Genomic DNA, 13,530 nt, shown 5'->3' with positions numbered 1-13,530 from the left:
CGTCATGTCAACCAATCCCGAACGGGGCCGCCGGATCGTCGCGGGCGGCCTCGACACCAACTATCACGACGTCGGCGACGGGCCGCCCGTGCTGCTGATCCACGGTTCGGGGCCGGGTGTCACGGCCTACGCGAACTGGCGGCTCACGATGCCCGCGCTCGCCGAGCAGTTTCGCGTGATCGCACCGGACATGGCCGGATTCGGCGAAACCGAGCGGCCGCGCGATTACGTGTATTCGATGGACCACTGGGTCGACCACGCGCTCGGCCTGCTCGATGCGCTCGGCGTCGAGCGCGCGCACGTGATCGGCAATTCGTTCGGCGGCGCGCTGGCGCTCGCGCTGGCGATCCGCGCGCCGGAGCGTGTCGGCCGGCTCGTGCTGATGGGCGCGGCCGGCACGCGCTTCACGCTGACCGAAGGGCTCGACGCGGTGTGGGGCTACACGCCGTCGATCGCGAACATGCGCGGCCTGCTGGACATCTTCGCGTTCGATCGCACGCTCGTGAACGACGAGCTCGCGAAGCTGCGCTACGACGCGAGCGTGCGGCCCGGCTACCAGGAGGCGTTCGCGAACATGTTTCCGGCGCCGCGCCAGCGCTGGGTCGATGCGCTCGCGAGCGACGAGGTGAAACTGCGCGCGCTGCCGCACGACACACTGATCGTCCATGGCCGCGAGGATCGCGTGATTCCGCTCGACAGCTCGATGAGGCTGCTGGAACTGCTGCCGAACGCGCAACTGCACGTGTTCGGCAACTGCGGACACTGGACGCAGATCGAGCATGCGGCGCGGTTCAACCGACTGGTGATCGATCACTTCAGCGAGTCGACGGACTGATCGATCCGCGCCGACGACGGTATGCCGTGCGACGGCGCGCGGCAGGTTGGGTGTGGCACGAGGAATCGCATGTCGTGATCGTGCGGATTGCCGGACGGAGGCCGGCGAGATCCCGCTGATCGCGAGCCGGGCGCAATTTCAAGCGATGGATAGCAGCTTTATAAACGATTAGCACTATTTAATTATAAATGGGTAAGGAGACGTCCGTGAAAGGCATGTATGTTCGATTGGCAGTCGTGGCATGCGCCGCGGCATGGGGCACGCATGCGCGTGCGACCGACGTGTTCAATCTCGAAGGCTACGGTCCGGTCTCGCGCGCGATGGGCGGGACGGGCGTGGCCTACGACGTCGGCGGGGCGGCGATGATGCTGAACCCGGCCACGCTCGGCCTGATGACCGAGGGGCGCTATGTGGACCTCGGGCTCGACGTGGTCACGACCAACATTCACGTGAAGAACGCGTCGACCGGCGAGGGCGCCACGTCGGGCAATCACGGCAACAACAACGGGCCGTATTTCGCGCCGCAGCTGGCCGTCGTCTATCGCCGCGCGAACTATGCGTTCGGCATCGGCGCGTTCGCCGAAGGCGGGCTCGGTACGCAATTCGGCGGCAGCAGTTTCCTGTCGCGGACGGCGACCAACAACGTCGATACCGGGCTCGACCAGTTTTCGCGGCTGCTGGTGCTGCGCGTCCCGCTGTCCGCGGCGTACAACGTGAACGACCGGTTGACGGTCGGGGCGTCGCTGGACGTCGTCTGGACCTCGCTCAACCTGGGATCGCTGCTCGACGTGTCCCAGATCGGCACGCTGGCCGCGCAGCGCCGCGTGTCCGGGTCGCTGGTGCCGGCGCTGCTGAGCGTGCCCGGCCTGTCGGGCGGCTACGTCGGGTTTTCGCACAGCGGCATCGTCGGCGGCGGAGCCGACGCCTGGGGTGTCGGCGGCAAGCTGGGCCTCACGTATCTGCTGACGCCCGACACACGGGTCGGCATGGCGTACAGCTTCAAGACCGCCGTGGGCGATCTGCGCGCCGGGCATGCGAATCTGACCGCCGTCAGTTCGGTCGCGGGCAATATTCCGCTGAGCGGCGACATCGTCGTGAAGGACTTCCAGATGCCGGCCCAGTTCACGATAGGTATCAGCCACCGCTTCAACGACCAGTGGTCGGTTTCGGCCGACTACCAGCGCGTGTTCTGGTCGAGCGTGATGAAGGACCTGAACATGCGCTTCACGCAGGCCGGAACCGGCGCGAACCTGAACCTGTCGATCCCGCAGAATTATCGCGACATCAACGTCTTCGCGGTCGGCGCGGAATATCGCTACAACGCGAAGCTGACGCTGCGTGCGGGGTTCCAGTACGCGCAGGAGGCCGTACCGAACGACACGTTGCTGGCCGTCGTTCCGGCGATTCCGACGACGCACCTGAGCGCGGGCGCGTCCTACGCGTTCGACAAGGACGATCTCGTCAGCTTCGCACTATCGGTCGGCCTGCAAAAGACGTTGTCGAACGGCAGCCAGCCGAACACCGCGGTGCCCATCGTCGCAACGCACTCGCAAATCAACGCGGTCGTCGGATATCAGAAGCGCTTCTGACCGGACGCCGGGCGACGCGCATCGATGCCGCGTCGCCCGGCGCTTGTCGGGTCATTCGGCGGCGATGCCGTACTTGCGCAACCGGTAGGCCAGTGTCGGCCGGCTGATGCCGAGCACACGCGCTGCCAGCGAGAGGTTGCCGTTTGCCTCGGCGATCGCGGCGCGCAGCATCGCCACCTCGGTTTCGGCGAGCCCGGGGCGGGCGCCGGGGCCGGTCGAGGCCGGGGCCAGGGCCGTCTCGACCGGCTCGTCCATCAAGGCGATGTTGCCACTGCGTTTCAGAATGAACGACGACACGTCGATTTCCTCGCCGGTCGTGAACAGGTGGCAGAGGTCGAGCGCACCGCCGTCCTCGGCGAGAATCACCGCGCGTTCGATCATGTTCTCCAGTTCGCGCACGTTGCCGGGCCAGTCGTAGTTGAACATCGCGTCGACCGCGCGCTCGCGAAAGCCGGTGATGTGCTTGTCGTGCTTCTTGGCGAGCCGCTGAAGGAACCAGTTCATCATCAGCGGGATGTCGTCGCGCCGTTCGCGTAGCGGCGGCACCTGGATCGGAAACACGTTGAGGCGGAAGAAGAGATCCTCGCGGAATTGCCCGGCCTTGACGGCTTCCCGCAGGTTGACGTTCGTTGCGGCGATCACGCGCACGTCGATCTTGCGCGTCCGTGTGTCGCCGACGCGCTCCAGCTCGCCCTGCTGAAGCGCGCGCAACAGCTTGCCCTGCGCGGTGAAGCTGAGCGTGCCGATTTCATCGAGAAAGAGCGTGCCGCCATCGGCCCGCTCGAACCGGCCGGGCCGCGACGAGGTCGCGCCGGTATAGCCGCCGCGTTCGACGCCGAACAGTTCGGATTCCATCAGGTGTTCCGGAATCGACGCGCAGTTGACGGCCACGAACGGCTTCTCGGCCCGCTTGCTGAGCCGATGCAGGTTGTTCGCGAACACCTCCTTGCCAACCCCGCTTTCGCCGAGAAACAGCACGGTGGCCTCCGTGGGTGCCACCTTGTTGACCATGTGGCACACGGTGTTGAAGCCGGCCGAGATGCCGACGACGCCGAAACTGTTCTCGGGCGCGCGCGCGATCCGCTCGGCGATCCGGCTGGTGGCCGGCGGCATGGTCTGCGGCTCGAGCGACCATTTGACGAAATCGCCGATCTGCAGGAAGCGCAGATCGTCCTGCGGATCGTCCCATTCCTCGACCGGCTTGCCGACGACGCGGCATTTTGCATGCCCCATCCCGCGGCATTCGATTTCCCGCCACAGGATCGGCCGGCCCATGAACGAGCTGGTATAGCCGCACGCATAGCCGATCAGCATCCAGCAGACGGCGTCGTTGCCGATTCCGTAACTCGCGATGTGCGCCTCCGCCTCCGACGAGTCGATCAGATAGAAGTCGCCGAAATAGTGGCCGCGCTCGACATCGATGTCGAGCGCGATCGGTTCGCAGTGGACGATCCCTTCGAGCGAGACGAGCTGCGGGCCGGCCAGGAAGTCGTCGTAGGTGTTGAAGCCGGCTCGTACCTTGCGCGCCATGGCGGCATCGTGCGTGCCGGCCTGGTAGCCGATGCGGGTGATGAGGCCGCGTGCGGTTTCCTTGCCGAGGCTCTCGATCAGCTCCTGGCGCAGCGCGCCGAACGAACTGATGTGCATCAGCATCATGCGCTGGTCGTCGAGCCAGATCCTGCCTTGCTGGGGCGCGAATCGCAGACGCTTTGCGAGGTCGTGGATGGCGGGTACGCGAATCTCGGGATGCCCGGCATCGCGCGGAGAATGTCCCGCGCGATGCCGGGGCGCGGAACCCGGTTTGCCGTCGTGCATTTCGCTCCTTGACATGCTTGCCTCGCTTGCGGCCGGTTCGGCCGGTGCTCCCCTGTGCTGGTGATGCATGTGGCGCACGGGAACATGCATGCCGGCACGCATTGCGACCGAATCGCCCGGGTCAGCTTAGCCGGTGCGTGTCGTCGTGGCGATTGGTGAAACTACGCGCGGGAAATTCGCAGAGGAATGCACGCGGCCCGCCCGGGAGGGCCACGTGCAACGGGGTCAGACGAATCGATCGAAGTGGAGCTGTGCGAAGGGGACCTTGTGCCGGAGCATCAGCAGGTCCTGCACGGCCTCGATCATGGGCGGCGGGCCCGCGAAGTAGAAGCGGTAGCGGTCGAGCGGTTGCGCGAGCCCGCGCTCTGCCTCGTCGTGGACGAAGCCCGTCGCACCATGCCATGGCTGCGACGCATCCGGGGCGGACAGCACGACGGAAACCGACAGTCGTTCGTGCGCCAGCGCATCGAGTTCCGCCGCGGCGCCGAGATCCGCCTGCGAGCGCGCGCCGTAGAAGAAGTGGACACGCGGGGATCCCGGTTGCGCCAGCGCGCCGCGTGCGATCGACAGCATCGGTGCGAGCCCCGAGCCGCCGGCGATGCAGACGATGTCGCGGGCGTCGTCGTCGCGCAGGTAGGCGTGCCCGTAAGGCCCGTCGAGCAGCACGCGCTCGCCGATGGCGATACGGTCGAACAGCGCGTTGCTGCCCGCGCCGCCGGGCAGGCGCCGGATGACGAACTGCCAGAGGCCGTCGCCGTTCGGCAGATTCGACATCGAATAGGCGCGCGCGCCTTGTGCCGAAGGCGGATAGAGGAGTGCATACTGGCCGGCGCGGAACGCCGCCTCGCCCGGGGCGCGGAACGTGAATTCGCTCATGTCCGGCGTCACGCTGCGACGCGCGACCAGTTCCGCCTCCCGGCGCGACGGGGTGACGACGGGCAGGTAACTGTCGTCGCAGCGCACGCGGATCGTGCAATCGCCGGTCGGGCGCGACTGGCATGCGAGCCGCTTGCCGCGCTTGCGATCGCGTTCGGAGAGGCCCGGTGCGTCCGGCCACAGCGTGTCCATCGCGCCGGACACGAGCTCGAAGCGGCAGGCGCCACAGCCGCCCACGCTGCATTCGTGCGGCAGTCCCACGCCGGCACGCAATGCGCCGCGCAGCAGCGCGTCTTCCGACGCGTCGACGGCGAATGTCGCGCCGCCTTCAATCGTGATCTGATGTTCCATCTTCAGGTTCCGCGTTACGGGGGGCCGGCACGGGCCGGCCCCGGGTTCATCCAGCGGTCACAGGCCGACGCCGCGCCGGAATTCGCCGACCGCCGCGCGCGCACGCGCTGCCGCATCCTGCGCGTCGGGCAGTGCATCGCAATACGCGTCGATGGCGGCATCCGCGAGCGGCGCCCACTTGTCGATCCAGGCAGCGAGCACCGCGCGGTTGCCGTCCTGTTCCAGCGCCATGCGCACGAGCTCGCCTGCCCAGCGGCGATGCCGTTGCGCGTCGGCCAGTTGTGCATCGGTCAGCAGGCCGAGCAGCGTATCGCCGTTGTGGCGGGCCGTCTGGCCGAGCGTGCGCAGCACGGTCTCGTCGATGGCGGGCCGTGCGACCAGGTTCAGCGCGACGAAGCTCTCGGCCCAGTCCCATGCGACGAGCGCTTCCTCGACGAGCCGCCGCCAGCCCTGCCATGCGGGGCTCTGTTCCCAGATGCGACGTTCGTCGCTCGCGAAGCCGAGATCGGGAAAGGCCTGTGACAGCTCCCTGGTCCGATACGCGGTATGCGTGAGCCAGCGCAGGGAGTCGGCCGTCTGGTAGGCGGCGCAGTTGGAGATCGTCGACGCGGGCGCGAGCTGCGTCAGATAGGCGGAGCCCATCTGCAGCGCGTGGAACAGGTAGCGCGCGGGGGTATACAGATGCGCGAGGTGTTCCGCCCAGTCGCGCCCGAGCATCGTGTCATGGCCGCGCGACGAGAACTGGTCGAGCAGACCGAAGACGTATGTCTCCTGGCCGTCCTGCAGCATGTTGTAGGTGCGATAGACCAGCTCGTCGGGATCGCGGAACGCGTTCCAGTCGGCGTGTTGCAGCGGCGACGCGTTGCGGTATCGCTTGAACCACTGCGCCATCCCGAAGTTGGGGTCCAGTTCGAACGGCGCGTCGGGGTTGTCGGTCGTGTAATGGAGGTTGGTCGAGACGATCTCGTATTCGCTCGGCTTGCGCCGCCGCGCGGCCAGATGGCTCCACGTCTTGAGCGGCTTCAGGATTTCGGGTTGCGTCATGCTGGTCTCCGGTCAGAGCGTCTTTTCGTAATAGAAGCGGACGTAGTCGTCCGTCGTCTCGATGCGGCCCGCGAACGAGCTGAGGTTGATTTCCAGTTCCGACATCTTGAATGGCCGGCCGAGCGCGGCCTCCAGGGTCGCGCGGCGCAGGACCAGTTCGCCGTCGGTGTCGATGCGCACGTAGGCGAGCTTGTCGTCGATGCGGATCTCCTTGTCCGGGTTGTCTTCCTGGGCGGCCTCGATGACGCCGGCCGTGATGCTGCTCGCGCGCAGGATAGGGCCGACGCGGTTGTTGCGATAGGCGTCCGCCGTGTTGTCGTGACTCATGGTGTGTCCTACGTCAGGTCAGGAATGGGCGAAGAGCGGTTCGACGCCCTCCACGGCAACGAGGATGTCGTCCCCGTCGAGTTTCACGGCATATTCCGCGAGCCGGCAGTCGCCGGGATTGATGCCCTTGCCCGTATTCGCATCGAAGGTCCATTGATGTGCGCGGCACATCAGCACGCGGCCGTCGAACTTGCCTTCCGCGAGCGGAATGTCCTGGTGCGGACAGATGCCCTGGAACGCGCGCGGCTCGCCCCCTTCGGGGCGGACCAGCACGATCACGTGCCCTTCGACCTCGACTTCGGTCATGTCGCCTTCCCACAGCTCGTCGAGCGTGCATGCTTTGTGAAATGTCATGTCGGCCTCACGCGTCGCAGAAAATGAACTCGAGCGCTTCCATCGGCCGGATGTCCGTCTCGCCGAGCCGCGCGTCGCGCGGGAAGAACGTCTCGCTGCCCTGGCGCCGCACCCTCACGACCTTGTCCGGCCGCGGCGCGACGCGCCGGCCGACCGAGTGATGCGCGGCCGCGGCCGCGACCTCGTCCATGGTGTTGTCGGTATCGACCGCCACGAGCTGCAGCAGGAAGTCGTACTGGAAATTGGAAATCACCGGAAAAAGTGCCATGTCGTCCTCCATTGATCGGCCGTCTTACGCGGCTTTCTGTTGATTGCCGCGATTGCGGTAGGCCTCGACCCACGCGTATCGATGTGCGTCGTCGCCGCTCTCGCCGGGGGCGAGGCTCATGTACTTGAGCGCGCCCATCAGGTCGGGCGGCTGGATATGCCCGGCGAGGAAGCGATCGACGAGCGTCATGTGATCGCGATAGCGCAGCGGGTCCTGCTGGAAGACCCAGCGGTCGATTTCCGAGTTGAAGTGATAGGTGCGGCCGTTGTAGTCGAGCGGGTAGTCCTTCACGTTCCAGCCGTTGCCGGGAATCGCGCAGATCGGCAACTGGCTCATGTTGCAGACGATCGGCAGGGTTTCCGGCATCGTCAGGTGCGTCCGGCCCGCGACCAGGTTGTCGATGATGACGTCCCAGGCCTTGCCGAACGTGTCGTTCCAGCCGGGATACTTCTCTTCGAGCCAGTCGCGGCAATCCGGCGTCATGCCGGCGGCGGGGTTCCACCAGATGGTCGGCCGCCAGAACCAGATGCCCATCTGGTACGCGTGATGCTGGTAGTCGAACTCGTTGATCATCTGATCCCAGTACCACGGCAGGTCGAGGCCGAGATCGATCAGCGTGCGTTCGAACTGGCCGACGATCCACTCGCGCATGAACTCCTTGAACGATTGCTTGCGGTGATGCAGCGGCGTCGCGTAGTCCATCGAGGTGCCGGTCAGCAGGCAGAAGAGACGCCATGCGCGGGCGATGGCGACGTCGACGAGCTTCTGCGCCTCTTCCTTGCGGCCGTTCGCGATCAGGATCTGCAGCGCGGGGCCGCCGATCTGCGCATGGCGCGATTCGTCGGTCTGGATGCTCGAGATCAGGCTCGCGAACGTGAAATCGCCGGCTTCGGCGGCGTCCGCGGCGAGGCCCAGGAACTGCATGTTGGTGAAGCCGGTTTCGAACGCGAACGTGAGCATCACGGCGATCTCGAGCGCACTGCGCGACATGAACAGGTCGTCGAACGTGCTGCGCGCGGCGATCGCACCCCACTCGTTCGTGTGGTAGGCCTTGTGGGCCCAGTCGAACTGACGGTCCTTGTGGCAGTAATCGTGCGGGAAATACAGCTGCAGTTGCCCGTGGCGGTTCTCGTCCAGCATGCCGAACGTCGCCATGTTGCGCATGCCGGGGGCGCGGCCGAAGCGGGCCATGCGCGCTTCCGCGCTCATGGCGGCGTATTCGCCGAGCGCGATGGCGCCGTAGTGCGACTTCAGGATCGACAGCCAGCCGGGATCGGCCTCCTCGAACATGCGGCTGCGCTCCAGCGCGGCCTTCACGGAATAGGCGCCGGCATCCTTTTCGCGCTGAATGCGGACGTATTCGGAATAGGAAGTCTTGTACGGCTCGTCGTAGGCTTCCCACGTTTCCATCGGAATGCCTTGCGCGCCAGTCATGATCTCGGGGAAAAGGTCGGACTCCGTAACATATCGGGGGGTCCAGTTCGTCGAGCGGGCAATGTCGTACCACGCCGACCGTTCCAGTAACGCCATGGTCATGTCTCCTTGATTGGGATCGTTCGAACCGGTTGTCTGCGCACGGAGGGTGTCGCGCAAGGGGCCGGTGTGAATGACTGAGCAAGGGCAGTGCCAGGAACGGGCTGCAACGGGAATGTGTGCGCTGCAAAAATCCCGACATTCCTGGTTTGGCGGTATGAAGGGCGCGGCAGATATTTGGTATGGTGCGACGCACAAGCAACCTGGAATCAGGCCGATTTGATGATTTGGTCAAGCGAGTCCGGCCTGCGCGCGACGAACCCTGCTGATCTTTTGATAAAAATCTCGATATTCGTGCGTCGACAGTCGGCGATGCGCGCTCGCTTCACGGCCCGGCGTGGCTGTTTTCGATACGAAGCTGGCGCGGCGGACGGCAGGCAACCAAGCCGGGAAGGGGGCGCGACCGGCAGCCGCTCGCGAAGCGGCGCTCGATGAGCGTCGCGGCGTTGGCGGACGAACCGTTCATTTTCTATGCGGCCGACGGTGACGACGAAGGGCAGCTGGCGATCCTGCGGCGGGTGCTCGGCCGGGCGCCGCGCATCGTGCACAAGGTGAGCAGCACGCTGTCCGTGCTGGCGCTGGTGGGGGCCGGCCTCGGCGTGGCGCTGGTGCCGGCGCCGCTCAGCCGGATCGCGGCGCCGAACATCGTATACCGGAAACTCGCGGGCAACGTGCCGGGCGCCGAACTCGTCGTGCTCTGCCGAATCGGCGGGGAATGGGGAGCGGTACAGCAGTATCTGGCGATGCTGGGCGGGCGCGCCGCGTAAGCGTTTCGGCCCGCGCCGGCATCACGTCGTCATTCCTCGTCCATCAACCGGACCTTGACCCGCTTGCCCTTGATCTTCCCCGCATTGAGCTTGCGCAGCGCGTCGTGCGCGACGCCGCGCTCGATCGCGACGTAGGTCGAGAACTCGGTCACGTTGATCTTGCCGATCTGCTTGCCGTCGAACCCCGCGTCGCCGGTCAGCGCGCCGAGCACGTCGCCCGGCCGGATCTTGTCCTTGCGGCCGCCGAGGATCTGCAGCGTTTCCATCGGCGGCAGCAGCGTGTCGTTGCCGGCCGGCTTCAGTTCCGCGAGCGGATGCCATTCGACTTCGCGCTTTTGCGCCTGCTCGATCGCGCCGACGCGCCCCATCTCGTCCATGCTGGCGAGGCTCAGCGCCCAGCCTGCCTGGTCCGCGCGGCCGGTGCGGCCGATGCGGTGCACGTGCACTTCGGGGTCGGGCGTCACGTCGACGTTGATCACCGCCTCGAGCTGCGCGATGTCGAGCCCGCGCGCGGCGACGTCGGTCGCGACCAGCACCGAGCAGCTGCGGTTCGCGAACTGGATCAGCACCTGGTCGCGTTCGCGCTGTTCGAGCTCGCCGTGCAGCGCGAGCGCGTGGAAACCCTGTGCGTGCAGCACGTCGAGCAGGTCGCGGCATTGCTGCTTGGTGTTGCAGAACGCGATCGTGCTCACCGGCCGGTAGTGGTTCAGCAACTGGCCGACCGCGTGCAGCCGCTCGTTCTCGGTCACTTCATAGAAGCGCTGGCGGATCTTGCTGTCGTCGTGGCGCTCCGCGAGCTTCACTTCCTTCGGATTGCGCAGGAACTGCTGGCTCAGCTTCGCGATGCCGTCCGGATAGGTTGCCGAGAACAGCAGCGTCTGGCGCGTCGTCGGGCACATCCGCGCGACCTTCGCGATGTCATCGAAGAAGCCCATGTCGAGCATCCGGTCGGCTTCGTCGAGCACGAGCGTGTTCAGCGCGTCGAGCTTCAGGTTGCCGCGGTCGAGGTGATCCATGATGCGGCCCGGCGTGCCGACGACGATATGCGCGCCATGCTCGAGGCTCTGCGCCTGCGGCCGCATCGGCGTGCCGCCGCACAGCGTCAGCACCTTCACGTTTTCTTCGGCGCGCGCGAGGCGGCGCACTTCCTGCGCGACCTGGTCGGCGAGCTCGCGCGTCGGGCACAGGATCATCGCCTGCACGTCGAAGCGGCGCGCGTCGAGGCGCGCCAGCAGCGCGAGCGAGAACGCGGCGGTCTTGCCGCTGCCCGTCTTCGCCTGCGCGATGAGGTCCTGGCCGGCCAGCGCGATCGGCAGGCTCGCGGCCTGGATCGGCGTCATGTCGACATAGCCGAGCTGCGCGAGGTTCGCGAGCGAGGCGGGCGTCAGCGGCAGTGCGCTGAACGGCGTGGCGGGCGGCTGGCTCATTCCACGTCTCCGAGGTAGGGGCGGCCTTCCATCTGTTCGTAGACGACGTTGCCTTCGTCATCTTCGAAACGTTCGAGGTAGTTGCGCGCGCCGCACAGCGGGCAGCGGAACAGCAGCCCCTGGCCTTCGTCCTTGATGACGACGTCGGACTGTTCCCACTGCGTGCCGCAGCTCTGGTTTCGGCAGGTAAACAAGGTCTTTCTCCAGCTGAATTCGGTTGATGTGGCGCCCGGGCGGGCGCGGCAACGGCGGGCGGCGCTCGCGCGGCTCGGGCGCGGGCCGCATCGGGCGTCGCTTAGATTGCGTCGATGCGGATGATGGATCGGGCGGCGACGGGGTCGCGCGTGCCGCAATTCTAGCGGAAGCGAGGAGGCGAATGCGGACGATCGGCTGCGAGGGGCCGGTTGCGGACGACCGGTTGCGGGCGACCGGCTGCGGGCGATGCCTGCAAGGACAGCGCGCATTCAGCGCCCGTTGTTTCCGGAAAACAGGCCCCGATCGCCGCCATGACGAAAAACGGCCGCCCCGGAGGGCGGCCGTGTCGTGCGGCGCAACGGTGCCCCGCGGTGCCGCGCGGCACCCGGACGCGTTACAGCGCCATGTCGGCCGCAGCCTTTGCCGGGCGCGCCGGGGCGGCACCCGTTGCCTGCGACGGCACCGTCAGGTCGATCTTCGGCGGCGGCGAGAGCTGCAGCACGTCGCTCGTGTAGGTCCATTCCTCGACGACCTTCGCCGGGCTGTCGTTCAGCTTCGTGCCGTAGCTCGGCACGATCTGGCGGATCTTCTGCTGCCATTCGGGCGTCGCGACCTTGTCCTTGAACACCTTCTGCATCAGGTTCAGCATGATCGGCGCGGCCGTCGACGCGCCCGGCGATGCGCCGAGCAGGCCCGCGATGCTGCCGTCGTGCGAGCTGACGATCTCGGTGCCGAGCTTCAGCACACCGCCCTTCTTCGGGTCGCGCTTGATGATCTGCACGCGCTGGCCGGCCTGCCACAGGCGCCAGTCTTCCTTCTTCGCGTCCGGGAAATATTCCTTCAGCGCGTTGAAGCGGTCGTCGTCGGACAGCATCAGCTGGCCCGTGAGATACTGGACGAGCGGAAATTCGTCGACGCCCACGCGCATCATCGGTGCGACGTTGTGCAGGTTGGTGCTCCTCGCGAGGTCGAAGTACGAGCCGTTCTTCAGGAACTTGGTCGAGAACGTCGCGAACGGCCCGAACAGGATGATCTTCTTGCCGTCGATGATGCGCGTGTCGAGGTGCGGCACCGACATCGGCGGCGAGCCGACCGACGCCTTGCCGTACGCCTTCGCGAGGTGGCGCTTCACGACCTCGGGGTTGTCGGTCACGAGGAACGAGCCGCCGACCGGGAACGCGCCGTAGTCCTTCGCCTCGGGGATGCCCGACGCCTGCAGCAGGTGCAGCGCACCGCCGCCCGCGCCGATGAACACGAACTTCGCGTCGACGGCCTGCGGCGGGTCATCCGAATGCAGCTTCACCCACGACACGTGCCACGTGCCGTCGGCGTTGCGCGTGATCTCGCGCACTTCGCTCGACAGCGACAGCGTGAAGTTCGGCTGCGTCTTCAGGTAGCCGACGAACTGGCGCGTGATCTCGCCGAAGTTCACGTCGGTGCCGATCGGCGTCCACGTCGCGGCGACCTTCTGCTTGCGGTCGCGGCCTTCCATCATCAGCGGCACCCACTGCTTGATCTGGTCGTAGTCTTCCGAATACTGCATGCCGCGGAACAGCGGGCTCGTCTGCAGCGCGTCGTAGCGCTTCTTCAGGAAGCGGACGTTGTCGTCGCCCCACACGAAGCTCATGTGCGGCGTCGAGTTGATGAACGAGTGCGGATTCTTCAGCACGCCCTGCTTGACCTGCCACGCCCAGAACTGGCGCGAGATCTGGAACGACTCGTTGATCTCGATGGCCTTGGAGATGTCGATCCTGCCGTCCGCCTTCTCCGGCGTGTAGTTCAGCTCCGCAAGCGCCGAGTGGCCGGTGCCCGCGTTGTTCCAGCCGTTCGAGCTTTCCAGCGCGACGCCGTCGAGGCGTTCGACCATCGTCATCGACCAGTCGGGCTGAAGCTCGTGCAGCCACACGCCGAGCGTCGAGCTCATGATGCCGCCGCCCACCAGCAGGACGTCGACCTTCTTCGTATCGGCCGCGTGCGCGGACGACGCGGCGACGCACAGCGCGAGCGCCGACAGTATTACCCGTAACGTTTTGATCACAGCAGATCCCTTCTTCAACTTGGATGCATCGGTTTGCCATGCCGCCCGGCCGATGCGGATTCGCGTTCGGCCCGCGCATCCGGATATCCGGACCGCGAATCCGGAACTCCG

13 protein-coding genes are annotated in these 13,530 nt (G+C 66.4%); 3 read left to right on the top strand and 10 right to left on the bottom strand.

Annotation, left to right across the window (positions count from 1 at the left end; all coding sequences use genetic code 11):
- Positions 1-4: 4 nt before the first annotated feature.
- Positions 5-835 carry an alpha/beta fold hydrolase gene (locus WS66_RS11790; RefSeq protein ID WP_059604957.1) on the top strand — a complete coding sequence of 277 codons (831 nt, stop codon included), beginning with the start codon at positions 5-7 and terminating at the stop codon, positions 833-835.
- A gap of 206 nt (positions 836-1,041) precedes the next feature.
- Positions 1,042-2,424, top strand: coding sequence for an OmpP1/FadL family transporter (locus WS66_RS11785; RefSeq protein ID WP_059605190.1), 1,383 nt, complete (start codon positions 1,042-1,044; stop codon positions 2,422-2,424).
- A 51-nt stretch (positions 2,425-2,475) separates the two neighbouring features.
- Here the strand turns inward: WS66_RS11785 and WS66_RS11780 are convergent, their stop codons facing one another.
- From WS66_RS11780 to WS66_RS11750, 7 genes are all read right to left on the bottom strand, one after another.
- Positions 2,476-4,254: a sigma-54-dependent Fis family transcriptional regulator gene (locus WS66_RS11780; RefSeq protein WP_226115330.1), complete on the bottom strand. Its 1,779-nt coding sequence runs from the start codon at positions 4,252-4,254 to the stop codon at positions 2,476-2,478.
- Between the two features lie 210 nt (positions 4,255-4,464).
- Complete coding sequence (locus WS66_RS11775; protein ID WP_059604960.1) at positions 4,465-5,466, bottom strand: 2Fe-2S iron-sulfur cluster-binding protein; 1,002 nt, start codon at positions 5,464-5,466, stop codon at positions 4,465-4,467.
- Positions 5,467-5,523: 57 nt separating this feature from the next.
- Positions 5,524-6,510 (bottom strand): aromatic/alkene monooxygenase hydroxylase subunit beta, encoded by a 987-nt coding sequence (locus WS66_RS11770; protein WP_059604962.1) that lies wholly within the window; start codon positions 6,508-6,510, stop codon positions 5,524-5,526.
- A 12-nt stretch (positions 6,511-6,522) separates the two neighbouring features.
- A complete protein-coding gene (locus WS66_RS11765; RefSeq protein ID WP_059604967.1) occupies positions 6,523-6,837 on the bottom strand; it encodes an MmoB/DmpM family protein in 315 nt (104 codons plus the stop codon).
- Positions 6,838-6,855: 18 nt separating this feature from the next.
- Complete coding sequence (locus tag WS66_RS11760) at positions 6,856-7,191, bottom strand: Rieske 2Fe-2S domain-containing protein (protein ID WP_059604970.1); 336 nt, start codon at positions 7,189-7,191, stop codon at positions 6,856-6,858.
- A 7-nt stretch (positions 7,192-7,198) separates the two neighbouring features.
- Positions 7,199-7,459 carry a toluene-4-monooxygenase system B family protein gene (locus WS66_RS11755; protein WP_059605196.1) on the bottom strand — a complete coding sequence of 87 codons (261 nt, stop codon included), beginning with the start codon at positions 7,457-7,459 and terminating at the stop codon, positions 7,199-7,201.
- Positions 7,460-7,483: 24 nt separating this feature from the next.
- The gene (locus WS66_RS11750; protein WP_059604973.1) at positions 7,484-8,989 is read right to left on the bottom strand and encodes a toluene monooxygenase; all 1,506 of its coding nucleotides are present in this window, start codon (positions 8,987-8,989) and stop codon (positions 7,484-7,486) included.
- 434 nt (positions 8,990-9,423) lie between these two features.
- Here WS66_RS11750 and WS66_RS11745 point away from each other — a divergent pair, with 434 nt between their 5' ends.
- Entirely contained in the window at positions 9,424-9,759 is a 336-nt protein-coding gene (locus WS66_RS11745) for a LysR substrate-binding domain-containing protein (protein ID WP_236872899.1), read from the top strand.
- A 29-nt stretch (positions 9,760-9,788) separates the two neighbouring features.
- Here WS66_RS11745 and dbpA read toward each other — a convergent pair whose 3' ends face one another.
- The 3 genes from dbpA to mqo form a co-directional block, all read right to left on the bottom strand.
- On the bottom strand, positions 9,789-11,186 hold the full coding sequence (dbpA, locus tag WS66_RS11740) for an ATP-dependent RNA helicase DbpA (protein WP_059604976.1): 1,398 nt from the start codon (positions 11,184-11,186) through the stop codon (positions 9,789-9,791).
- Positions 11,183-11,380 (bottom strand): hypothetical protein, encoded by a 198-nt coding sequence (locus tag WS66_RS11735; protein WP_059604979.1) that lies wholly within the window; start codon positions 11,378-11,380, stop codon positions 11,183-11,185. Before WS66_RS11735 ends, dbpA begins: the two co-directional genes overlap by 4 nt.
- 395 nt (positions 11,381-11,775) lie before the next feature.
- Entirely contained in the window at positions 11,776-13,437 is a 1,662-nt protein-coding gene (gene mqo / locus WS66_RS11730) for a malate dehydrogenase (quinone) (RefSeq protein WP_179955243.1), read from the bottom strand.
- Positions 13,438-13,530 lie beyond the last annotated feature (93 nt).

The organism is Burkholderia sp. LA-2-3-30-S1-D2 (genome assembly GCF_001523915.2).
Classification (GTDB): domain Bacteria; phylum Pseudomonadota; class Gammaproteobacteria; order Burkholderiales; family Burkholderiaceae; genus Burkholderia; species Burkholderia diffusa.
Note: the sequence above shows the minus strand (reverse complement) of the source record. Positions and strands in the feature narration are given on the sequence as shown.